Below are 21,596 nucleotides of genomic sequence, written 5' to 3' on the forward strand. Positions count from 1 at the left end.
ATAGGATCGCCTTTTTTTTATTCAAAAGGTAATTGTTTTACAAATATTGGAATTTTCAAGTGAATAATAACCCTAATTTAACGCAAAATAAATCTAATTTATTGTATGAGTTTGGAAATTAGGTGAAATGCATCATGCGTTCAAATAAACATAACCAAAGTAATCGGAATTCAAAAATTGAAATTAGTGGCGATTTGGATATAAATGTAGAGTATGTAAAGAAATCATTATTAAATTCGAGTGATTTAACGATTAGGCATTTAATGTTTCAAAATAAAAAGATTGTAGTTGTCTATATTAGTACAATTATAGGTAGAGAAGCTCTTGAAGTCCAAATCATTCAACAAATTATTAATAATCCAAAGGATACGATTCCAAATACAGTATCAATTAATGATGTTAAAAGTTCGGAGTCATTTGATGAATGCATTCTCAGTATCGTAAAAGGCAACACGCTCATTTTCACAGAAGATGAAAAAAATGTATTTATTTTAGAAACTACTTCTTTTCAAAATAGATCAATTCAAGAGCCTAGTAGTGAACAAACAATCAGGGGCTCCCACGACGGATTAGTAGAATGTATACTGACAAATATTAATCAAATAAGACGAAGAATAAGTAATCCTAATCTTGTTGTAAAAACTTTATCATTAGGGGTAGAATCTGACACACGATTAGCAGTTTTATATATTGATACGATTGCAAATGAGGAGTTAGTTAAGGAAGTCCATAGACGACTTTCATATATAAATGTTGATTATTTACATTCACCAGGTAATCTTGAGGAATTTATAGAAGATGACCCATATTCACCTTTTCCGCAAGTATTAACAACTGAGAGATCTGACCGAATAGCGGGTAATTTAATGGAAGGAAAGGTTGCTATTCTAACAGATGGTAGTCCTTCAGCACTTGTATTACCAATTACTTTTTTTACGTTTTATCAATCACCTGATGACTATAATAGCCGATGGATGGTCGCATCATTTGCACGTATTTTAAGATTAGTTAGTTTTTTAATTGCTATATCATTACCGGCATTATATATCGCATTAGTTTCTTTTCACTTTGAAATTATTCCAATTGATCTAGTGTTTAATGTGAAAAGTTCACTAGAGAACGTTCCATACCCACCATTAATTGAAGCCCTAGGCATGCAAATAACATTAGAATTACTTAGAGAATCTGCAATCAGACTACCTAATCCAATTGCACAAACATTAGGTGTTGTTGGTGGTTTAGTAATTGGAACTGCAGTCGTACAGGCAAATTTAGTTTCAAATACGATGATTGTTGTCATTTCACTTACTGCAATTGCATCATTTGTTGTACCAGACAGTGAAATTGGTACCTCTGTCCGCTTGCTTGGATTTCCATTAATGTTTGCAGCATCATTAATAGGATTAATAGGAATTGTTTTTGGACTTAGTATTATCCTAATCCATCTTTGTAAACTTGAATCATTCGGGTCACCTTATTTCACGCCATTTGCTCCATTTAGAAAATCAGATCTAAAAGATACAGTTGTTCGCGCTCCACAATGGAAAATGAAAAAACGACCATTTGCACCTTTACCAAAGAAATTCAAACGAGAAAATAATTCTAGAGGATGGGAAAATGATGAAAAATGAAAAGATGCTTTCTATATCACAATTTACATTCGTCATCATTCAAGCTCAAATTGGTGTAGGACTACTTTCACTACCATATGTAGTCCATAAACATGCAGGACACGATGGTTGGATTTCTACATTAGTTGCTGGGATCGGGGTGTTTTTACTATTACTAATTATGTGGTTGCTGGGAAAGAGATTTCCGAATGAGACGATCTATGAATATTCAACGAAAATAGTTGGGAAATACATTGGGATTATTATTTCGTATCTTTATATCTTATTTTTCTTTATTGTTGCGATTTATGTCGTGATCATCACCATTGCAGTCCTTAAAAGATGGATTCTAACATTCACTCCACCTTTTGTATTAATCTTATTTATAGTAGGTACAGGAGTATATTTAGCAAAAGAAAATATGAAAGTAATCGCACGATTTTTTACTTTCGTCTGTATATTAATTCTATTTTTGATTTTCTTTGAATTTTGTTCTTACAATAATATAAATTATCGCTATTTATTTCCAGTTGGACAGGCGGGTGTTAAAAACATCCTTCTTGGAGCTCACGATGCGCTAATCTCAATGATGGGATTTGAATTCATTTTAGTATTATTTCCGTATATAAAAGGAAGCCCAAACAAAATTTTAAAAGCTGGAACGATTTCCATTAGTTTTGTAAGCATTTTATATACATTTTTTTTAATTACAAGTTATATGAGTTTTAGCACAGCAGAAATTGCTATCGTACCTGAGCCAATATTATATTTATTAAAATCATTATCTTACGAAGTAATTGAAAGATTAGATCTTGTTTTTCTTTCTATATGGGTTGTACCAATTTTAACTTCATTTGTGACTTATTTATATTTAACTAGTTTCGGAATCAGCAAACTCTTAAAGTTTAAAAACCATAGTAAAACAACTATGTTTACCGGGCTTGTATTAGCGATTATCTGCTTTTTTATACCAGAAAGTGAAGAATTTATAATGAAATTTGGGACATTGCTTTCTTTTACAAGTTATTTATTTATCTTTCTTATCCCTTTAATCTTATTAATCGTTTCGTTTATTAGAAAAAAGAAAGAACTTGGTAATTTATATGAAGTATAAAATAGTACTTATCTCGTTAATATGTCTTTTACCTTTAACAAGTTGTTGGGATCAAAGACTACTTAAGGAATCTAGGCTAGTTTATAGTGCAGGATATGATTTAACAGAGGATAATAATATGTTAGTAACTGCAGTCATTAAATCAACTAGCCAAGGAGGGAGTGATCCCTCACAAGTTAAATCAACAAATGTCTTTATTAACGCCACAGGAAAAACCTCTGGTGATGCACGGTTAAAAGTTACTCGAAAAGTATCAGGTGATTATGCTACGAATAAAACAAGGGTTTTATTACTTGGAAATGAGTTGGCTAAACAAAATATTTATCCTATATTCGATATTGTATATAGAGATCCAAGAAGTTCATTAGGTGCTAAAGTTATTTTAGCTAAGGGCCGAGCGGAAGAAATTTTAAAACTAAACAAAGTAGAGGAAACTCTTGTAAGTGAAGAAATTTTGGATTTAATTACTACCGCAGAAAGCCATACAATTGTTCCGATTGAAAATGTTCAAACGATCTGTACAATTATGTTTGACCCAGGTGAAGATATTGTTTTGCCGTTAATTGAAAAAGTTGATGAAAAATTGATCGATATATCTGGTTTAGCTTTATTTAACGATCAAAAATATACAGGGTATAATCTTTTAGATGATGAACCTACAATGTTACTTTTATTTAAAAATCAATTGAAGAAGTTCGCTAGATTTAATGTAGAAGTTAGTCCGAAAGAAAAAGACATAAGGGAAAGATATATATCGATTGAAGTGAGAAAAAACGATCCAAAAATGAAAATTGAAGTGTCAAAAGAAAATAAAATTTCAGTAAATTTAAATTTAAAACTAGAAGTTGATACACTTGAGTACGCACATGACGAATTAGATTCAAAAAAAGAAATTGAAAAGTTAAACAAAGCACTATCAAAGCAATTAACAAAAAAAGCCGAGAAGGTCATAAAGACAGTTCAAGAATCAAATTGTGATGCTTTAGGAATTGGAAGACAATTAATTTCATTTCATCCGGACGTGTGGAAAAAACTGGATTGGAACAAAGACTATGCTAAAATTACAATTAAACCTAAAGTTGAAGTGAAAATTGTCGGTTCAGGTATCTTAAAATAATAAAAAACCATCCATTGGACGATTCTTAAGTGGATGGTTTTTTGTTTATTTAGATTACAAAGTAATAAACACATAAGAAGTGACAAAGTGTTCCAAGCATAATAAAAATGTGGAAAATTTCATGGAAACCCCAATTTTTAAAAGATAAGAATTTAGGTTTAACGGCATAAATAACGCCACCAACCGTATAGAATATCCCACCTAAAATAAGTGCAAACATTCCTTTCATACTGATTGCATCAGATAAAGGTGCCGAAGCAAGGACAATTACCCATCCTAAAGCTATATAAAGGGTCGTAGATAACCATCTTGGACAACTAAACCAGATCAATTTGAACAATACACCACTAAATGCAATGAAAGAAACAATAGAAAAGATTATCCATCCCAATGTACCTTTTAGACTAATGATACAAAAAGGAGTATATGTACCTGCGATTAAGACAAATATCATTGAATGATCCATCCGTCTTAAAAAAGCGATTATTTTATCGCTGGCTTTTGCCATATGATAGGTAGTTGAAGCTGAATAGAGAAGAATCATACTTATACCGAATGCAATAACCGCAGATGTTTGTAAAACACTTCCACCAGAAAAAGTAGACTTAAAAACCATCGCTATTAATCCAAATAGTGATAATACAGCTCCAACTAAATGTGTCATGGAATTAATAGGCTCACGCATAAAGTTCCCCACGAATATCTCCTCCAACCATGTTATGTAGTTTTGATAACTACATATAAAGTTATCATCAACGACGATATATAGTCAAGTGTTTTAAGAACAATTTTTTTATGATAGAATTAACCTGTAAATTATATAAAAAGAGGACGAAAAATGAAAAAGATTAATGAAATAATAGAACAAATAGATTTAGATAAAAAAATATTATTAGATGATATTCCTAATCTAGATCTATACATGGATCAAGTAATCCAACTATTTGATAATAAATTTACAAAACCGAATTCTAATGAAAAAGTTATGACAAAAACAATGATTAATAATTACGCAAAAGCTAAATTGCTTTTCCCAATAAAAAATAAGAAATACACAAAGAATCATATTATTTTAATCAGTTTAATTTATCATTTAAAAGGTGCTCTTTCGATTAATGATATAAAAGAAACGTTAAATGGGTTAAATCAAAGAATCCTTGAAAACAATGAAATAAATATTGATGATATTTATTCAAGTTTTTTACATTTAAATGAACTAAACCTCGAAACGTTTAAAACTGAACTTCAACAATCCGGTGAAAATATAAACAATGAAGTTGAACAGATCGATGATGAAAGTAAAGAATATATTGAGCAATTGCTCTTAATTACTTCCTTCGTTAATATGAGTAATTTATATAAAAATGCAGCTGAAAAATTAGTAATGGATATTATTGAGAAGAAGAAATAAAATTTAACTTTGTCGATCAGTGAGGGGCTGTTTTATTTGTTAGGTCTAATGACATAAAGAGGGTCCTGCATGATGTTTTTATCAATTTTTTATTCAATCTAGAAAGATTAAAAGCATATTTACTAGTTTTTCACTTGAAGTACTCACGATTGTGCAATCTTTAGGTTTTAATACCCTAACTGGTATGGGTGATTTTTCATTTTATTTGCGATTCTTTGGAAATTAATTGCAGTTTAGCTATTTTTAATTGCGATTTCCAGATTTTATTTGCAGAGTTCACCAAGACTTTATTTGCAATTCATACTAAATAATTTCAAATTCTTGCTCTTTCATTCTAATAACAGTCCATTTTTCTTAATTAAGTCTATAATAGGATTTAAATAAGACCATGAAGAAATTAATACAGATTTTTGCGAGTAATAGGTTACTGCCAATACCAATAGAACTCGAAATACCAAAATTATCATAAATATCCTGTTGGATTTTGTGAGCCAGATCAACAGGGGATAGCTTATGAAGTTTTTCATAACCTTTCATTGAAAAAGCAAATTCATCAATTGAATATTGCATAAAGTCGATAGGAGCAACGTATTTAGTAAGCATAAGTTCAGTAATTTTATTTGAAATACTTACGTACAAACTCATTGATGGATTGACAATATGGATGTCATTTTGTTTAGGTATTTCGAAAAGTCGATTACCTGTTTTAATGCCTAATTTCTTCATTTCAGGTGTAGCTGCTAAGACTACTGATCCATCTCTATTTGTATCACCAACGACTGCCAATTTAACCTTTAGTGGATCCAATCCCATTAGAATACAACTTACTGATGCAAAGAATGACTTCATATCAACAAAATAAACCAGGTCTTCAGGGAAAGTTGAATAATCGTACATAATAAATACCTCTCATTTACAGAATGTGTGTTCTTGTTAATTCTGTTTCTTTAATTATTATACACAAACATTTGTTCTTGTATACAATAGTTTTGTGTCATATATGAACTTTTGTTCGTATTTTATTTAAAGGTCTGAGGTGCAATTGATAAAAACTTTAAATAATGGATCTGTTTAAGAATAAGACTGATATTTTCTTTTTCAACTAAATAAAGAGGAAAATCTAAGAGAAAGTAAGGTAGAAGAAGGTAAAGATATCACCACTGTTAAAACAACAGAAGAATAAAATATGGTGGAAAATAGTTCAGCAAAACAAGGGTTTGTGTCACAATAAAATGGGACAGGTTTCTTTTTTGAAAGGCTCTGTTAAAGCAGATTGTTGATTTTCTTATTCAACTAACTGGCAGTATAGTTTAAGTGAAAACATTCACAAATTGGACCGTGCTTTTATATTTGTAAAACCTAAATTCATCCGTGTTTTTATAATATCGGACAAATTTTAACGAAAGGGAGTAATTTATTTTACCATTTATTTGAAGTGTTAACACTTAACTCACGGTTAAAATGGATAGATAGAAATAAAGATAATAAATTCATTTCCACTTAATTCGGCATAAATGTGTGTCGTCTCACTCTTTACATGACATAATAAACTTTGAATAACTTCAAGAGGAGCACCAATATCCACTGTGAGGGGCTCTCTCTGTTACAAATAATGCGGCATCTTCATCTTTTTGCTCAATTAAATACCTGTTTATCCAAATTTCAGTACGAATATTGAAGTAAACTTCTCTTTCCTTGTCACCTTTCCCTCGTACAACAACGGAGTTATTAGACCAATTTATATCTATTCAATTTATTAACACAATTTCACCTATCTTACATCCTGATGAATACATAAATTCAATTATTGCATGTTCTTTTGTAGTTTGAAATGCTTCGCGAAGGTGTTCAATTTCTTTTTCAGTTAAAAGTTTAGGGATTCGAATTCCTGACTTCGGTTCTTTTAGTTCTTAGGAAGGATTTCTTTGGATTGTACCTTCTTCATGCGCCCACCAAAAAAAAGATTTAATAAAACGTACGCGATGTGCCAGACTTGCAGGCTTTAAGGTAGCACTTTCCCTAAGGATAGCAAATCAGGTGTTCCAAAATTTAATATGAATATAAAAGTGCAAGCGAATATAACCCAGTTAAATTCCCAAGTCAGCAATAAAATATTAATTTATGAAGTTGAAAAGAAGATAAAAAAAGAAATTCGTACAACTTTTTCGAAAGGAATAGGTAAAAAGTTGGAGGTTCTATTTATGTTAAGTTAAACTCACAGATAATGGAAGAAATGAGTAAAGAAATTTTAAAATGTTTATACCAAAGGATTACCTGTTTCAACTTACCTATCACAACGAAGAGGTGGTCGACGTATACAGGGTATGGAAACTAACGAAGACGCCTTTTAATCTAGAAAATACTTAATCGTTTAACATAACTAACGAACACTTATTAAACCGCAATTTGAATTTAGAATCCTTTATCTGTCAAACTCCTTTTAAAAAGTGTATTACTGATAATACAATGTTTATTTTTAAGTATGCTATAATCTTTCAAAAGGAGGAACTAGTGTGGCAAGACATAAGGAATATGATGAAAAAGAAGTTTTACAAAAAGCAACTGAACTATTTAGATATCAAGGTTACGAAAAAACCTCATTGCAAGATCTTGTTTCTCATATGGGGATTCACCGAAGAAGTTTATATGATACATTTGGTGACAAGCATACGCTATTTATTAAAGCATTGGAACATTATGATAACAATATGAAGAAAAAAATGGATATAGAAGTTAAGAAATCACCAACTGCGAAAGATGCTATTAGAAGTATATTAGAAATGGCCATTTACCAAGATAACGAAAAATCGGTTGGTTGTTTGACAATTAATAGTGCAGTTGAGTTGACTTTACATGATCAAGAAGTAGCAGAAAAAATTGAACAAAATTTTTCTAAAACAGAAAAAATTATACTTGAATTACTATTACGTGGACAAGATTCAGGAGAAATTCCTAAACACCATGATATAGAAAAACTATCTCAGTTTATTCATAATTCTTATGTAGGTTTACGAGTATTAGTCAAAACAACTAACGATAAAAATAAACTTAAAAATATTATTGATACGACACTCTCTGTATTAGATTAGGACCGGATTTCTAATTTTATAGTGAATGAAAAATAGTTATCTTAAGACATTAACTTTTTTTGTTGCTATTTATTTTAATAATCATTCGAGAACGAACGGTAAAAAATAATTCTTTACCGTTCGTTCTCAATATGTTATAATTATAAACGTCGAAGGAAGTTAATCATTGCATTGATGAATAGCCAATAAACAATTAAAAGTATCTGAAACTAATATAAATAGCTTTTATGTATTGAGTTTCGAAAATAAGCGATAATTAAAATACAATTATTGGAGCATGAAATCAACCTGAAATTTTTATATTAATGAAATTAGATAACTGCGAAGTTTCACAAATAGTAATATTACTGAAACGTGAGTATATCCTTTGTTAATCGCGGAGTTGTGGAGGTTTGAATATTTAAGAATGACCATTCTCGAAAGAGGGACGAATGGCTCTACAGTAAGAAAATTGTTAATAAGGTTAAAAAAGATAAGAATTTAAATTAAGTATTAGAAAGGAAAATGAATGTGAAAAGAATGTTATTAGTTATATTATTGATGTCTTGTGGAGCAACTTTTGTAACTCCATTATTTCCTCTGTATAGCGAATATTATCAATTAAACAGTTTGCAAATTACGATTTTGTTTGCTATCTATGCTGCATTCCTGTTACCGACTCTACTTGTTGTGGGGGCAAAAGGAAGTGCTTGGGGACTGAAAAAAGTTCTTAGCATTAGTATTTTGATTTCAATAGTTTCAACTTTGCTCATGATTGGTAGTACAGAAGCGTGGATGATATATGTTGGAAGAAGTTTAGAGGGAATTGCGTATGGTTCGTTTACTGGTACGTCTGTGGCTTTTCTAATTAGACAATCAGATCCCCAAAAAATTGGTAAAGCTATTAAATATTCAGGAGTTACTGTACTTGTTGGCTTTGGACTTGGACCAGCAATAGCGGCTTTCATGTTACAATATTTGCCTATTCAACCACTTAGATTACCATTTTGGATCTTAATAGGATTATTAATTATCTCGATTGTCATACTAGGATCTCTACCAAAGGATGTAGTTACGAAAGAACAAAAGCTTGCAAAACATAAGATATCACTTGGGGTTCCCAAAAAAATACGTTCTCACTTTTGGTCGATGTCTGGACTTGCTATTTTTACAGTATTTACGATCCAAGGAACAGCACTTGCTCTAATTCCTACTTTCGTGAAAAATGTTATTCAAACATCTAATTTATTTATTTCTGGTTTGATCTTTTTAATTCTTTTAGGTGGTGGTGCATTCGCACAGTTTATTCCTAGACCTTCTCAACCTGTTACACGTATTAGATGGGGGATATTGCTCTTAGCTATTGGTTCTTGGTTGATTGTTACATCTGGTTTTACAGCAAGTTTACCATTATTATGGATCAGTATATTCATACAAGCACTTGGTGGTGGATGGACTTTCCAAAATGCACTATTTTTTGCAGGGCAACTGCCTGAACCTGAAGCGAAACCACGTGTGATTTCGGCTTTCTGGATATGTGCGTATATAGGGTTTATTGTGCCTCCTGTTTTTGTTGGAGCACTTACTCAAATTTTCAATTTAAACATTTCTCTTGTCGTGTTAAATCTGTTTTCTTCCTTGATTGTCGTTTATGTATTGTTGTATTCAGTTCGATTTAAACGTGAGACATATAGTACAACAGTTCCAAATAAAGGAGCTTCAAGATGATATGTAATAATGAACGGAGAGGGGGAATGCAAACAAACCATTAATTTTTATTTAGATATTTGAGAATGAATGTTCTCAAGTTGGGTCTTCAGCTATTAGTTACGATTAAAGCAACAGCAAATATGGTTTTATAGATAGGAGAATCTCCCCTATGATTTCGCGATCAATGGAAAAGTTGCGCATACAATGGAAAATCTTTGAGGGATTCTATTAAAAAGCATCAAATTAAAATATGTTATTAACGATCTCCGTCAAGTTTTGTCATCAAAGCGGAGGATCATATCTGATTAATAAAAAAGATAATCACCGTCATGGGTTTTATCATAAAAATAAGATTTTATAATAAGGGGAGTGACAATATGTATGAACGATTTTTGGTTCCAGTTGACGGATCCGAACACTCTAAACATGCATTGAAATCGGCAAAAAGGTTGGCGCAAAACATGGGGATAAATGCCCGTATAACGCTTCTTCATATCATTCCTAGTAACAATATCACTACAGTTGCTTTCGGAGTGGATATTGATATTGAACAATTGCAAGTAGAGGAAGTTAGGAGGATTTTAGATGAATCCGCACAAGTCCTTTCAGGGTCATCTATACAATATGATAGCGAATACCATATTGGAGATCCTGCAGAAATGATATGCAAGAAGGCAAAAGAGGGAGATTACGATCTTATCGTAATGGGTAGCAGGGGACTTAGCCTCTTTTCAGAACTGCTCTTGGGAAGTGTAAGCCATAAAGTGGTCCAGCATGCGAATTGTGCTGTAATGATTGTAAAGTAAATAAGAGGTGATCGTTACCCCAAGTACTAAGAGAAAAAGTACAAGAAGTAACCAGGTTTTATTATAGAGTTTTTAAATGGTGAATTAATAAAGCAAGCTAAATCGTATGGATATGATTAGTGTTATTATGGTTTTTTGTTAGAACAATATCCTTACTGTAAGGAGGGTTTATAAGTGGATTTTCAAATAACTGATTCTGCAAAGGAAGTATTGTGCAATAAAATGGATGAGAATCAATTTATTCAATTGTCATTTGATCGTGGAAGCTGTGACATAGTAAATAATATTTACGAAATGAAAGTTATTAACAAAAGACCAAATGACGCATATGAAAAAATTTTAACAGTAGATAACATTGAATTTTTAGTTAATAATGACTTTGAAGAAGTGTATGATAATCAATTAGTAATAGATTATTTAAACGGATCATTTATCTTTAAAAATAAAAACCAAATATTTAATAATAAAATAGGCCTTAGATATGTTTAGTATTAAACACGCGCCATAGGTAGTCATAAAATATAAAGGTTCAAAAAAAAGTTGAAGAGGTAAAACCTGGAAGGTGATTTAGCATCCTAATGGAGAGGGTAAGTTCCACTCTCTGAAGGATAACTGAAATATTTGAAGTGTTTTAGTTACACTAAATGAAGGGTGTTTTTTTCATCTATGTTAAAAATGAGTTGTTACACTCGGTGGCAGTTTAACTCATTTTCAAAGAGAGGCTTTGCTGGTTGCTGGTATTATTTTATTGAAAGTCAAGCAAATGAGTAAAACGAGTTCTTTTTTAGGTGAATGAAATATAATTCAAATGGAAACTGCAGAATCTATAGGCTATAGGTGGAGAGAATAGTGCACCAAGAAATTGCTGAGGCATCAACAATAGGACAGAAACAACTGTTGTTGTAATTTGGTTAGATTAAACGTAAAAAGGCAATATCCCAAAATTGGTGATGTTGCCTTTCTTTTTTTATGAGCAGCGCGAATATAATCTAGTAAAGTCACTCGCGGCTATTAATACTTACCTTTTAATTAAATTTGCCGGGGTTTCTCCTATTACGCAGATACGAGATTACAAATATATTAGTGCCACTACTTGTCAAAAAATAGTTAGAAAGATTTGAAATTTCGTGGGGGATATTTTCTCCCCATGGAGGTTGTTTAGATAAATACTTATTGTCCCAAAATCGTTGCTACATTAACTGGGCTTATTTTAGGCGATTTAAAAACTGGTAAAAAAGGAATGAAAAGTACGAAATCTTACATTCTTCCCAAAATGAACCATGACCACTGTTTTGAAAAGGAACTAGTTGTGAATTTCTTCGAGCCATGTATCTAATTGCAATTGCTCAAATCTAGTGTTTGGCATCATGTAAATTGATTGACACAATTTAAGGATTGTGTTAATAAATTTGAATTCATTAATTAGGATATCAATAAAGATAGATGGAAATAATAGGTAGAGAAAAATGAAAATTTACACAAAAGGAGAAAATAACAAATGAATCAACAACCATTATTTACATCTACAGCAACTGCTGCTGGAGGAAGACAAGGCAGAGTTGAATCGAGTGATGGAAAGATAAAATTTGATCTCGCAATGCCAGGAAGTCCAAGAGCAAAAGAGTTACCAAACGCTACCAACCCTGAACAACTATTTGCATCTGGATACTCCGCCTGTTTTGATGGTGCATTACAGCACATGGCTAGGAAAGAGCATATAAAAGTCGAAACACAAGTAACTGCAAATGTAAATTTCTTAAAAGATGAAGCGGATCAAGGTTATAAAATATCTGTAACGCTACAAGTAAAAGGAACTGGAATTGAAAAAGAAAAATTAGAAAATCTTGTGCATAAGGCACACGAATTCTGCCCATATTCAAAAGCTACAAGAGGAAATATTGATGTAACACTTGAGGTTATTGAATAATATGGATACAGTACTTTTTTTAAAAGAATTATGTCAAATGTAAGGCTTCATCATTTACTATAGTTCTACAATACAAATTATTAATTAGCTCAATGTTTAGGAACACAGGAAAACTATATCTAGGAATTTAGAGTATATATTCCAAATGTATCTTTTTGTGAATAAGCAGTTGTCAGTGAGTGCCATGGATTTTGCACAAAACCCTAGCCTACTGAAACTAACTGGAATATTTATGGAAGTGGTGTTACTCAGGACTCTATTGGAGACAATATCCGTCCGACAATTATAGTTCGTGAGAGGTCTGACGAGTTTATAACTAATTTTAATATCAGTGACCACGATTTTGCTGTAAATATTGATGCTATTCTGTTGTTTAAGGCGGATTTTGAAAAACGTTTAGCGAGTCATTTAGGAGTAATATAAGGTTAAGCATTTTCAAACTATTTTTGGGGATCATTTCATAATGAATTCATTCTCCTTTTTCATGGGGTGGGAGTCTTTTTGTATGGAGGAAAAGGAAATTTAAAAATACAGATTGTGAATAAGTACACTTAAACTAAATTGTCAGTTAGCACAAAAAATGACCGGCAATGCTGCTGATCACGTTATGCAACTAGTGCTAGCATTAGTTGAATAAGATCGTAAAGGACTGTCTAAATTGACAGTCCTTTTTTTCAAATATTAAATATCAACATTTTACTTTAACAGTGCCGTTTTAATAAGTAAGCTCTTTCTCTTATTTTTAAGAACGTGCTATTTTTTTAATACACTTAAATTTACTTTCCATGGTCCAACGTCCGTTCTATATCTCTTCGCCATTACTCTTACAATTTGATTTATATGAGTTAAATCATGTACAACCCATGTAGACAATAATTCTCTTAACTTAACTGTTCCAAATTCAGGATGTATCCCTACGAAATCAAGATGTACATCAGGATTAACTAATGATTGCAGTTTATTAATATTTTCAGCTCTAAGCCTGATAAATTCAAGCAGCCGCTCTTCTATCGTTAGCTCATGCTTTTTGTGCAAATGTGAAAAGCGATCAAATGGAGGAAAGTGTTTACGTTCTCCTTCACTAAAAAAGCAATTCAACCTTGGAATCCAATTTGTTTTTTCACACTCAATCAAGTGATCGATCACTTCAGAAGCATTCCATGTTCCTTCACCTTCATTGCATTGTAACCAATGCTCAGATAATCCTGATAAAAAAGATTCCAATGTTTTAGGTGTCCTTTCTAACACTTCAATAGCTTCTTTTAGGTTAAAATTCATAAAAAATCCTCCCTCTATTAGATAATAACTTACAAAATTATTTCATAAACCTTCAAGTTAAATTTTACCATAATTATGCTATCTAAATTAATTAGTCATCCTTTTTATTTTTAGCTCTGTTAAAAAAGAATGTTGATTTCCGTTACAGGATACTCCCTTTCCGTGGGGCGTGATGCCTTAGCCTCCTTGGCAAGCCTGTGGTGTCTCAACCTTCCCACACCTCCCACAGGAGTCTCGCATCTTTCAATTCAATCAACCTCATAAAGAAATGGTATATCGAAACCGGTCAAAAAGGAACTTGCACAGAAATTGGTATGAAGTACGGCAGACTGCAAATTCACTGCGCACAGGCTATTCAGGAACTAGAAATATATTGAAACTAAGTTGTTATACAATTGATATGAACGAAACTGTCAAACCACTAAACCCAAAAAGTTTAAATATTGTTTTTTTTCAGTTTTTAGACAGACTTAAATTAAGACTACCAACCTAGAATTCAAAAATTAGATTTTCTAAGTCTGTGAATGACAACATATAATAGTAGATATTTTAAGTTTTGAAAGATAAAATTAATGTCTTAAAAGCTTGGCACGAAGGCAAATAAATTACCGGTGATTTACAGTCTGATATGCGTGGGTTGGTTACTACATTTCATTTTATCCGTTACGGAGCTGCCTCGATCTAACGGCGCATGTAACTTCTTGAAAAGTTTACGAATACTTTCAGGTGTATTTTGGATATTACCGTGAAATCGTGGTTCTCCACGTCCTTCTTCAGCAATACCAACATAATGTCTTTTGACACGTCTAAACCAATAAATTTTTGACTATCCTTCATAATATAAACGGCTCCTTTTTGTTTGTAGCTCTACATTTGGATTGGGTAGGCTTTTAATCACTCCCATTATTGCCAAGTGCAACCTACGCTAAGCAAAAGGAGCCGTTTCGTTCATTATGACTAACTGGCGCAATAGTTGAAGAACTAAATCAAGAAATCAAAGAATAAATTATCATTCTAATGGGAAAATACCATCAGAGGTGATACAAATGAACAAAGTAACAAATGAAGAGGAGAAAAAAGAAAATTGAATCCAGTTATGTATTGGAATAGGTTTCTTAGTTATATTCGTCCACTATTTATTAACTTTAATATGATAATAAAGAAATACAAGCATCGAGATTCTCACCTATAAATAGCAACCAATGGACTTCTCAATATATGCAAGTAACTCATGAGATAGTTGCATAACATTTAGGAGCTGATGTCTCGAGCAATCAGTTCCATTTTTCACTATTTGACAGTTTAGTACAAAATGAATTTACATTTATACAATAATAAAATAAATTGATTTAATAAAACGTTTTGCAAGTAGGTTTCATTATAAACTTAAATGTCTTAATTTCGATTTTTCTTAGGAAACACCAACCACCCATTAAAGCTCTGCTATTGGAGTAATCATACACCGCTGTCACCGACTGAATCGCTGATAGGATTTTTTCGTAAGGATGTATAACTTTGGGTTGCACCCATTGTGGGGACGACGCATCATAACGAGGTGATTTCAAATTACAAGTTTAGACATCTTTTATAGATTAGGTATAAAGCTATATGTCATTAAAACAGCCCTCGCTGCGGGATTGTCGTGGCTAGTAGCATCGACGATTTACCACAGCCACTATCCGTATTTTGCTGCACTCGGTGCAATTCTTACTGTACAGGTAACTGTCTACGATTCCATTAATAAAGGAATATATCGAGTCAGTGGTGTTGTTGTAGGGGTAATTGTCAGCATCATCGTTGGACATTGGCTTCCCGTTAATTTTCTCACCATCGCTCTTGTCGTATTCGTTGGGATGGCTTTCTCTACTGCACTAAAGTTGCATCCACAGATTATCTCTCAAGTGGCTGTAAGTACACTTCTTATCTTAGCGTTCGGGGGAATGCAGGGATACGCCGTTGATAGAATCGTTGAAACCATTTTTGGATGCGTAATCGCCGTATTGATTAATACCGTGGTCATTCCACCTAATCCCATTCCAGATGCAGAGAAAAAGGTTTTGTACTTGAGTGATTACGCCTCAACGGTACTTAAAAATCTTGCTTTCGCATATCAGGTACAAAGTTTAAGACCTGTCGATATGCCGTATGTACAAGAACTTTTACATGAAACAGAAAAAACGTATCAAGCCGTACAAGTTTCCCTTCAGAGTTTGCGATACAGTCCACTGTTACGTAATAGACGTTCTCGTGTTATAGCTTTGTCTAATATCATACTCCGATTCGAACGAATTACGAGTCAAATTCGTGGCATCGCACGTGGGCTGGTCGACCTAGAACAGGAAGATCACCCTAATCATTACTTCATTGAAGCAATGAAATCCACAGCTATTTGTATTGAATTAGTTGCAAAACAGGAAATCAACTCTTCAAATGACTTAGAGGAAGCTCTGAAGCTTGCATTGGAAGAAGCAAAGAAGCACCAAAGTCTTTGTTTGTTGCATATTAAAGATATTCAATCATTAAAAATTCTGAGGGAATTTGGCTCAATGTTAACCGACCTCCACCGCATTTTAGACGAAGTAGAAGGTGGTGCTCGACATGTTACAGAAAGAAAGCTTTCTGTTCGTTGAACTAATATTAAATTGCTTACTCATCTAACAGGGGCGTTAGTTCAAAATAGAGATATTCAAAATTTAAAATGCGTGCCCAACGGTACGCCATTTTCTTGTTAATTGTATTGAACCTGAGTTGTAGTTTATACTGTGCAGCCTAATACGAATTCAATCGATATTTCGGATTTTGAACATTTGAGGGGAATACATTAGCCCCACATACTTTTTTTAATAATAGTTAATTGTAGAACTAACGCATGCATTAGTTGAACAACATAATCGGCTGTTTAGTCGATTTTTTTTATGAAACTAAATGGCAGTTTAGTTCAATAAGCCCTATCCTACAAATCGATAGATATTCATTTTTATAAACAAAGACGAATATCTTATTGTTGAAAACAGTTTAACTAAGGAGGAATCTTCATGGGATACTTTGTTACTGTAGAGGCAGGTGTAAATCTATATATTGAAGATATTAACCCAGGAGGTAACAAGACCATAGTGTTTATACATGGATGGCCGTTAAGCCATGAACAATTCGAATATCAGTTTGATGTACTTCCTGCATTGGGTTACCGCTGCATTGGTATAGACTGGAGGGGCTTTGGTAAATCGGATAGACCATTTAGTGGCTACACTTTAGATAGACTGGCTGATGATATCCGTACTGTTGTTGGTACACTTCAATTAGAAAATTTTACGATTGTAGGCCACTCAATGGGTGGAGCGATTTCGATTCGATATATGTCTAGATACAACGGTTACGGTGTATCTAAGCTTGTCCTTGTTTCCGCTGCAGCTCCAACAGGCTTTACCGTAGAGACTGCTAATAAATTTCTTAAAGAAAACTTAAATGACCGCCCTAAAATGATGCAAAACGTAACTGATGACTTTTTCTTTCAGTATGTAACTCGCCCATTCTCGCACTGGTTTTTTCAAATGGGATTACAGGCTGCTGGATGGTCGACAGCTGCTATTATAATTACATTAAGAGATGAGAATTTGAATGAAGATCTTCCAAAAATAGTTGCCCCTACTTTAATTATTCACGGCATTCATGATAAAGTCATTCCATTTGAACAGGCTAACGAGATGAACCAAAAAATAAGAAATTCACAGCTTGTTCCGTTTCAATATAGTGGCCATGGACCCTTCTGGGAAGAACGTGACAAGTTTAACCAACTATTATCACAATTTATTTAGTTAAAACTTTGACCTTAATTGAAATAAACGGAGAAAGGAAAACACAAGTAGTGTCACTTTATGCGTAGTAAATTTTTTATCTACTAATTAGGCTAGATTTCTTATAGAACTAACGCATGCAATAGTTGAACAAATTCAGGAGTCGATGCTCGACTCCTTTTTAAGTATTTGGCAGTTAGTTGAAAAAAGAATAAATTTAAAATGGTTTCGTAAGAACATATTAAAACAAACGTGGCAGCCTATTAAAATCAAAAGAAGACCGCAAGTTGGGTGGGTATTTATAAGTTTTTAAATGTGTGTGATTTATTAACTTCACTTCAGGTCCATAAGAAATCTGATAAGTCATTCTGTCCTTGCCGACTGGAACGTGGTGACCACCATCGTCAGGTTCGATTTCAAATGTGATTTCCAATATTAAACCACGGAAGTGATTTACTCTTCTTGTTTCAATCACTTCAATTAACCATGGAGTGACTTGAGGTGAAAAATCCTTTAAAATCTTCGGATGATAGTATTTATCCAAATCTTCTCTGATATATGGGGTGAGCATATTCATAAGCATATCCTGTAATCGAAGTTCTTCGGAATCTTGAGTTGGTTCATCTGCTAAAGTGGGTGATGTTTGAAAAAAAATAATCAGAAGAGTGGATAATATAAAAGTGATTAATATCTTTTTCATCCTTCTCTGTACACCTCTTTACGAATATTTAATTGTATTATTACCTATTCTGAATAAGATATTTATTTAGTAACTAATGCATGCGTTAGTTGTACAACGTGAGTTGAAATTATTACGAAAAATGGATTATGGTATAAAGTAAAAGTTGGCGGTAAAGAGGGGTATGTACAAGTAAAATACTTATCTTAGAGAGTGATTCAGTGTAATTGAAAATTATAAGGATTATAGTATAGGCAAGTTTTCAAAAGAAACTTGCTTTTTCTTATGAATTGGGGTCGTAAAACATCGTAAATAAAAAACAAGGGTCAAAACAAAAGAGTATGGTTTAACGATAGAAAACATATAATGTAAGGCTAATAATTAAGTATTTTAAGCCATTATTAACGAAATAGGAACAGTAAAATGACTAATGAGAGAATGGAGATGATAATGTGTGTCCCTCTGACTATGATGAGAAATTCAATGAAGAAAAAACTTTGGAACATCGTTTAGAGGCATATGAAAAAGTGGTGAAAAATAATACATCGTATTATGGTTTAAAATGGGATCTAGTTTCAGACCCAGCAAAGAAAAACACTTGGAATTGGGCGGCTTTTTTCTTTACGTTGTTTTGGTTCGCTTATCGAAAAATGTATAAGGTGTTTTTACTACTAAGTTTCATAGTGACTCTATGGACTGTAACCTATTTAATTATCGATAGCCCACTTTGGTTGGAAGTTCTTATTTACTGGGTAATTCCTTTGATAATCTCTTTGCTTTTGGGATGGCATGCTAATCGTTTGTATTATCTTCACATTTCAAAACTTTTGAAGCAAACAAAATCTTTGCCTGAGAAACGAAGAGATTATTATATTCAAAACAAGGGTGGGACCCATGTTGGTATAATGATCGGTTTGGGTTGCCTTTTGCTATTTTTAGACTTTGTGATTGTAGCGGTAGCAACTTATATACCAACGTCTCTTAACATAGTAAATACTGTTGCTGGAACTGATGAGGGCATTGCATTAGAGGATTATACCGACAATCCACAATGGAAAGTGATTGAAAAAAGAGATCGATATTATGAGGTGGAATTCAAGGGTTACGATTATAGCTATAATGAAACGGTTCGTATCCTTTTCAATGTTTATTTTTATAAAGATGTCTATGATTGGAAGAAAGTTTATCTGAATGGCAAACTCTTAAACGATCAAGAAATGGAAGATTATGAAAAATATATAGATGGTTAATAGTTAAAGGTGTTTTATATTTAATAAATTTTTTAGTGAATTGAATTATTGTGTTAATAAAAAAATCCATTGGACTTTCAATGGATTTTTTTATGGACAAAAGGTATTCATTTTCTTCATATTGTTGTAAAAGGAGAGGGAAGAAAGGTGTGAATATGCTTCGGCAGCTCTTTTTTGTTCAACATAATGGCAGGATAGTTGAATAAGTAAATAAGTATATAATAGATTTTACTCAGATAAAATGATCTTCTTAGGAGGGGGAATATGAAAAAAAGGCTACGAAAGAAAATGTCCAAGGATTGGGAATGGATGCTTAGAATAAAGAAACGTACGGATTTAGTTAAATGGCTTATTGATAACTTCAATTTCGAAGAAGGGTATGTTTCAGATATAAAAAAGATTGACAAAAGAACAGTTAGAATGTGTATTGGTATTCAAGTGGAAGGGAATTACGTAGCTGGAACTCCAAAAGTATTAAAGGAATATACCATTATTGCTAAAGGTGTAAGAAATTTTAAAAATAATTTTCAATATGACCCTGATCACATTATTGAGGGCTTATTTCATATTGAAACAACGAAAGGCATTGGAATTGATGTAGATTTGCCTGAAATTGTGCAGATATATTGTAAAGAATTATGGGTTGAAGAACCTAGATATATTCGGACTATTACTAAACCCTGGGTAAGTGAGAATGAATTATATGCAAAGGTACCTAATTTGGAGATACCAAAACCACTTACTTGGATTGAACAGCTTGAAGCAAAAGGTTTTAGTGTTTCTTGGAGATATGGAGGTAGTGAAATAAAGTTACCAGAGCAAGTTCCTTATCCAGACTACTCAGGCTGGTTTCTTCAGGAAACTAATAAAATCAAAAATACACAATTTGGAATTTTTATAAGACACATACATCCTAAATATAATGGTTTTGGTATTTCGTTTGAAAAGCACTATGGAGCTGAAGAAGATTTATGGATAGCATTAACACAAGTAATTGCAGAGTTTCCAGATGTTGAAATTCACACAGGCAATTGTAGGCTTACAGGAAAACAATGGATTAATTATCTTAATTCAGGAGAATTACCTTATTAATGAATTAGAAAAAAATTCTCCAAAGGTTTTTGATCGGTTAAATTGACTGAGAAGTCAATCCTTATTCAACTAACGAATGCATTAGTTGATTAAGAACAAGAGTCGCTGGGAAATATAGGTTTAAAATTATCTGAAAGGATATTGACTTTTAATGAAAGGAAATACACCTTTTTTTATACTAATGTTCTTAATTGCACTTTGGTTTATATACGTAAGAATTAAATATTTTCCAAAAGCAAAATACAGTCAATTAACAGGAGAAACTGGTTAAAAATATGACATAAGTAAATTAAAGACTCTAATACCTAAGAAAATGATGATCGGCGTATTTTTCTGTATCTTAACGTTACCTCTATACTCAGATATGCCTGTAATAATGGCTTTTATTCTTGCATTAGCAGGAGGTCTATTTACTTACACTCAGTTTAAAACTATGTATGGTTTGGGAGCTAGATTTCAAGAAAACAAAGTGAAAAAGAAAAAGTAATTATGCAACTAACGCATGCTTGTGCGGCCGAGCCTAGGTCGTATCATATAACGGGTGGGATTCCCGTCGAGTAAGAATTAGCCATTCGCTCGTAGCGAGTCTTGGAGGGTTTAGAGGTAACTTTAATCTTTAAGCGTAGACAGTTAGGTAGCGGGCCGAAAGCCAAATGGTTGAAGGGATTGAGCTCCATAATGTTAGTAAAACGAGAGGGCTGATGCTTTAAGCATAGCAGAAAGCTACACTTTACCTTTCG

17 protein-coding genes and 3 pseudogenes are annotated in these 21,596 nt (G+C 32.6%); 14 read left to right on the forward strand and 6 right to left on the reverse strand.

Annotation, left to right across the window (positions count from 1 at the left end; all coding sequences use genetic code 11):
- Positions 1 to 134: 134 nt before the first annotated feature.
- Genes EP747_RS15340 through EP747_RS15350 form a run of 3 tightly spaced genes read left to right on the forward strand, consistent with a single transcriptional unit; the run spans position 135 to position 3,841 of the window.
- Positions 135 to 1,631, forward strand: a complete 1,497-nt coding sequence (locus EP747_RS15340) for a spore germination protein (RefSeq protein ID WP_129691005.1) — start codon at positions 135 to 137, stop codon at positions 1,629 to 1,631.
- Entirely contained in the window at positions 1,618 to 2,724 is a 1,107-nt protein-coding gene (locus EP747_RS15345) for a GerAB/ArcD/ProY family transporter (protein WP_129691006.1), read from the forward strand. Before EP747_RS15340 ends, EP747_RS15345 begins: the two co-directional genes overlap by 14 nt.
- Positions 2,714 to 3,841, forward strand: coding sequence for a Ger(x)C family spore germination protein (locus EP747_RS15350; RefSeq protein WP_129691007.1), 1,128 nt, complete (start codon positions 2,714 to 2,716; stop codon positions 3,839 to 3,841). The genes EP747_RS15345 and EP747_RS15350 overlap by 11 nt, the downstream gene beginning before the upstream one ends.
- 49 nt (positions 3,842 to 3,890) lie before the next feature.
- Here EP747_RS15350 and trhA read toward each other — a convergent pair whose 3' ends face one another.
- Positions 3,891 to 4,538 carry a PAQR family membrane homeostasis protein TrhA gene (trhA, locus tag EP747_RS15355; RefSeq protein ID WP_129691008.1) on the reverse strand — a complete coding sequence of 216 codons (648 nt, stop codon included), beginning with the start codon at positions 4,536 to 4,538 and terminating at the stop codon, positions 3,891 to 3,893.
- Positions 4,539 to 4,679: 141 nt separating this feature from the next.
- On the opposite strand from trhA, the gene EP747_RS15360 reads away from it, so the two are divergent.
- On the forward strand, positions 4,680 to 5,252 hold the full coding sequence (locus tag EP747_RS15360; RefSeq protein WP_129691009.1) for a DUF1836 domain-containing protein: 573 nt from the start codon (positions 4,680 to 4,682) through the stop codon (positions 5,250 to 5,252).
- Positions 5,253 to 5,606: 354 nt separating this feature from the next.
- On the opposite strand, the gene EP747_RS15365 is transcribed toward EP747_RS15360, so the two are convergent.
- Positions 5,607 to 6,149, reverse strand: a complete 543-nt coding sequence (locus EP747_RS15365; RefSeq protein WP_129691010.1) for a hypothetical protein — start codon at positions 6,147 to 6,149, stop codon at positions 5,607 to 5,609.
- Between the two features lie 559 nt (positions 6,150 to 6,708).
- Positions 6,709 to 7,258 (reverse strand): annotated as a pseudogene (locus tag EP747_RS25395) (tyrosine-type recombinase/integrase); the annotation flags it as partial.
- Positions 7,259 to 7,765: 507 nt separating this feature from the next.
- Here EP747_RS25395 and EP747_RS15375 point away from each other — a divergent pair.
- From EP747_RS15375 to EP747_RS15390, 4 genes are all read left to right on the forward strand, one after another.
- Positions 7,766 to 8,341, forward strand: coding sequence for a TetR/AcrR family transcriptional regulator (locus EP747_RS15375; RefSeq protein WP_129691011.1), 576 nt, complete (start codon positions 7,766 to 7,768; stop codon positions 8,339 to 8,341).
- A gap of 504 nt (positions 8,342 to 8,845) precedes the next feature.
- Positions 8,846 to 10,048: an MFS transporter gene (locus tag EP747_RS15380; RefSeq protein ID WP_129691012.1), complete on the forward strand. Its 1,203-nt coding sequence runs from the start codon at positions 8,846 to 8,848 to the stop codon at positions 10,046 to 10,048.
- Between the two features lie 359 nt (positions 10,049 to 10,407).
- Positions 10,408 to 10,836: a universal stress protein gene (locus EP747_RS15385; RefSeq protein WP_165347086.1), complete on the forward strand. Its 429-nt coding sequence runs from the start codon at positions 10,408 to 10,410 to the stop codon at positions 10,834 to 10,836.
- A gap of 174 nt (positions 10,837 to 11,010) precedes the next feature.
- Positions 11,011 to 11,325 carry an iron-sulfur cluster biosynthesis family protein gene (locus tag EP747_RS15390; RefSeq protein WP_098233967.1) on the forward strand — a complete coding sequence of 105 codons (315 nt, stop codon included), beginning with the start codon at positions 11,011 to 11,013 and terminating at the stop codon, positions 11,323 to 11,325.
- 536 nt (positions 11,326 to 11,861) lie between these two features.
- On the opposite strand, the pseudogene EP747_RS25120 reads toward EP747_RS15390, so the two are convergent.
- Positions 11,862 to 12,005, reverse strand: a pseudogene (locus tag EP747_RS25120) (Imm70 family immunity protein); the annotation flags it as partial.
- A gap of 329 nt (positions 12,006 to 12,334) precedes the next feature.
- Between EP747_RS25120 and EP747_RS15400 the strand changes: the two are divergent.
- Positions 12,335 to 12,763: an organic hydroperoxide resistance protein gene (locus tag EP747_RS15400; RefSeq protein ID WP_129691014.1), complete on the forward strand. Its 429-nt coding sequence runs from the start codon at positions 12,335 to 12,337 to the stop codon at positions 12,761 to 12,763.
- 753 nt (positions 12,764 to 13,516) lie between these two features.
- Here the strand turns inward: EP747_RS15400 and EP747_RS15410 are convergent.
- Positions 13,517 to 14,041 (reverse strand): DinB family protein, encoded by a 525-nt coding sequence (locus EP747_RS15410; protein ID WP_129691015.1) that lies wholly within the window; start codon positions 14,039 to 14,041, stop codon positions 13,517 to 13,519.
- 1,613 nt (positions 14,042 to 15,654) lie between these two features.
- On the opposite strand from EP747_RS15410, the pseudogene EP747_RS25400 reads away from it, so the two are divergent.
- From EP747_RS25400 to EP747_RS15420, 3 genes and pseudogenes are all read left to right on the forward strand, one after another.
- Positions 15,655 to 16,044, forward strand: a pseudogene (locus EP747_RS25400) (FUSC family protein); the annotation flags it as partial.
- Between the two features lie 60 nt (positions 16,045 to 16,104).
- Positions 16,105 to 16,671, forward strand: coding sequence for a hypothetical protein (locus EP747_RS24890; RefSeq protein WP_235832895.1), 567 nt, complete (start codon positions 16,105 to 16,107; stop codon positions 16,669 to 16,671).
- A 405-nt stretch (positions 16,672 to 17,076) separates the two neighbouring features.
- A complete protein-coding gene (locus EP747_RS15420) occupies positions 17,077 to 17,856 on the forward strand; it encodes an alpha/beta fold hydrolase (protein WP_129691017.1) in 780 nt (259 codons plus the stop codon).
- 220 nt (positions 17,857 to 18,076) lie between these two features.
- Here the strand turns inward: EP747_RS15420 and EP747_RS15425 are convergent, their stop codons facing one another.
- Positions 18,077 to 18,535, reverse strand: a complete 459-nt coding sequence (locus EP747_RS15425) for a DUF3888 domain-containing protein (RefSeq protein WP_129691018.1) — start codon at positions 18,533 to 18,535, stop codon at positions 18,077 to 18,079.
- A gap of 476 nt (positions 18,536 to 19,011) precedes the next feature.
- Here EP747_RS15425 and EP747_RS15430 point away from each other — a divergent pair, with 476 nt between their 5' ends.
- Together EP747_RS15430 and EP747_RS15435 are read left to right on the forward strand one after the other, a co-directional pair.
- Positions 19,012 to 19,764 carry a DUF2628 domain-containing protein gene (locus EP747_RS15430; RefSeq protein WP_129691019.1) on the forward strand — a complete coding sequence of 251 codons (753 nt, stop codon included), beginning with the start codon at positions 19,012 to 19,014 and terminating at the stop codon, positions 19,762 to 19,764.
- Between the two features lie 264 nt (positions 19,765 to 20,028).
- Positions 20,029 to 20,856: a hypothetical protein gene (locus EP747_RS15435; RefSeq protein WP_129691020.1), complete on the forward strand. Its 828-nt coding sequence runs from the start codon at positions 20,029 to 20,031 to the stop codon at positions 20,854 to 20,856.
- Positions 20,857 to 21,596 lie beyond the last annotated feature (740 nt).

The sequence above is a fragment of the Gottfriedia acidiceleris genome (assembly GCF_004138285.1).
Classification (GTDB): Bacteria; Bacillota; Bacilli; order Bacillales; family Bacillaceae_G; genus Gottfriedia; species Gottfriedia acidiceleris_A.

Excerpts from the sequence above, each read along its gene's own strand:
- EP747_RS15340 (WP_129691005.1), top strand. The coding sequence starts at position 135 with ATGCGTTCAAATAAACATAACCAAAGTAATCGGAATTCAAAAATTGAA.
- EP747_RS15425 (WP_129691018.1), bottom strand. The coding sequence starts at position 18,535 with ATGAAAAAGATATTAATCACTTTTATATTATCCACTCTTCTGATTATT.
- EP747_RS15420 (WP_129691017.1), top strand. The coding sequence starts at position 17,077 with ATGGGATACTTTGTTACTGTAGAGGCAGGTGTAAATCTATATATTGAA.
- EP747_RS15385 (WP_165347086.1), top strand. The coding sequence starts at position 10,408 with ATGTATGAACGATTTTTGGTTCCAGTTGACGGATCCGAACACTCTAAA.
- EP747_RS15365 (WP_129691010.1), bottom strand. The coding sequence starts at position 6,149 with ATGTACGATTATTCAACTTTCCCTGAAGACCTGGTTTATTTTGTTGAT.
- EP747_RS15350 (WP_129691007.1), top strand. The coding sequence starts at position 2,714 with ATGAAGTATAAAATAGTACTTATCTCGTTAATATGTCTTTTACCTTTA.
- EP747_RS15380 (WP_129691012.1), top strand. The coding sequence starts at position 8,846 with ATGAATGTGAAAAGAATGTTATTAGTTATATTATTGATGTCTTGTGGA.
- EP747_RS15400 (WP_129691014.1), top strand. The coding sequence starts at position 12,335 with ATGAATCAACAACCATTATTTACATCTACAGCAACTGCTGCTGGAGGA.
- EP747_RS15410 (WP_129691015.1), bottom strand. The coding sequence starts at position 14,041 with ATGAATTTTAACCTAAAAGAAGCTATTGAAGTGTTAGAAAGGACACCT.
- EP747_RS15435 (WP_129691020.1), top strand. The coding sequence starts at position 20,029 with ATGAAAAAAAGGCTACGAAAGAAAATGTCCAAGGATTGGGAATGGATG.
- EP747_RS15345 (WP_129691006.1), top strand. The coding sequence starts at position 1,618 with ATGATGAAAAATGAAAAGATGCTTTCTATATCACAATTTACATTCGTC.
- EP747_RS15360 (WP_129691009.1), top strand. The coding sequence starts at position 4,680 with ATGAAAAAGATTAATGAAATAATAGAACAAATAGATTTAGATAAAAAA.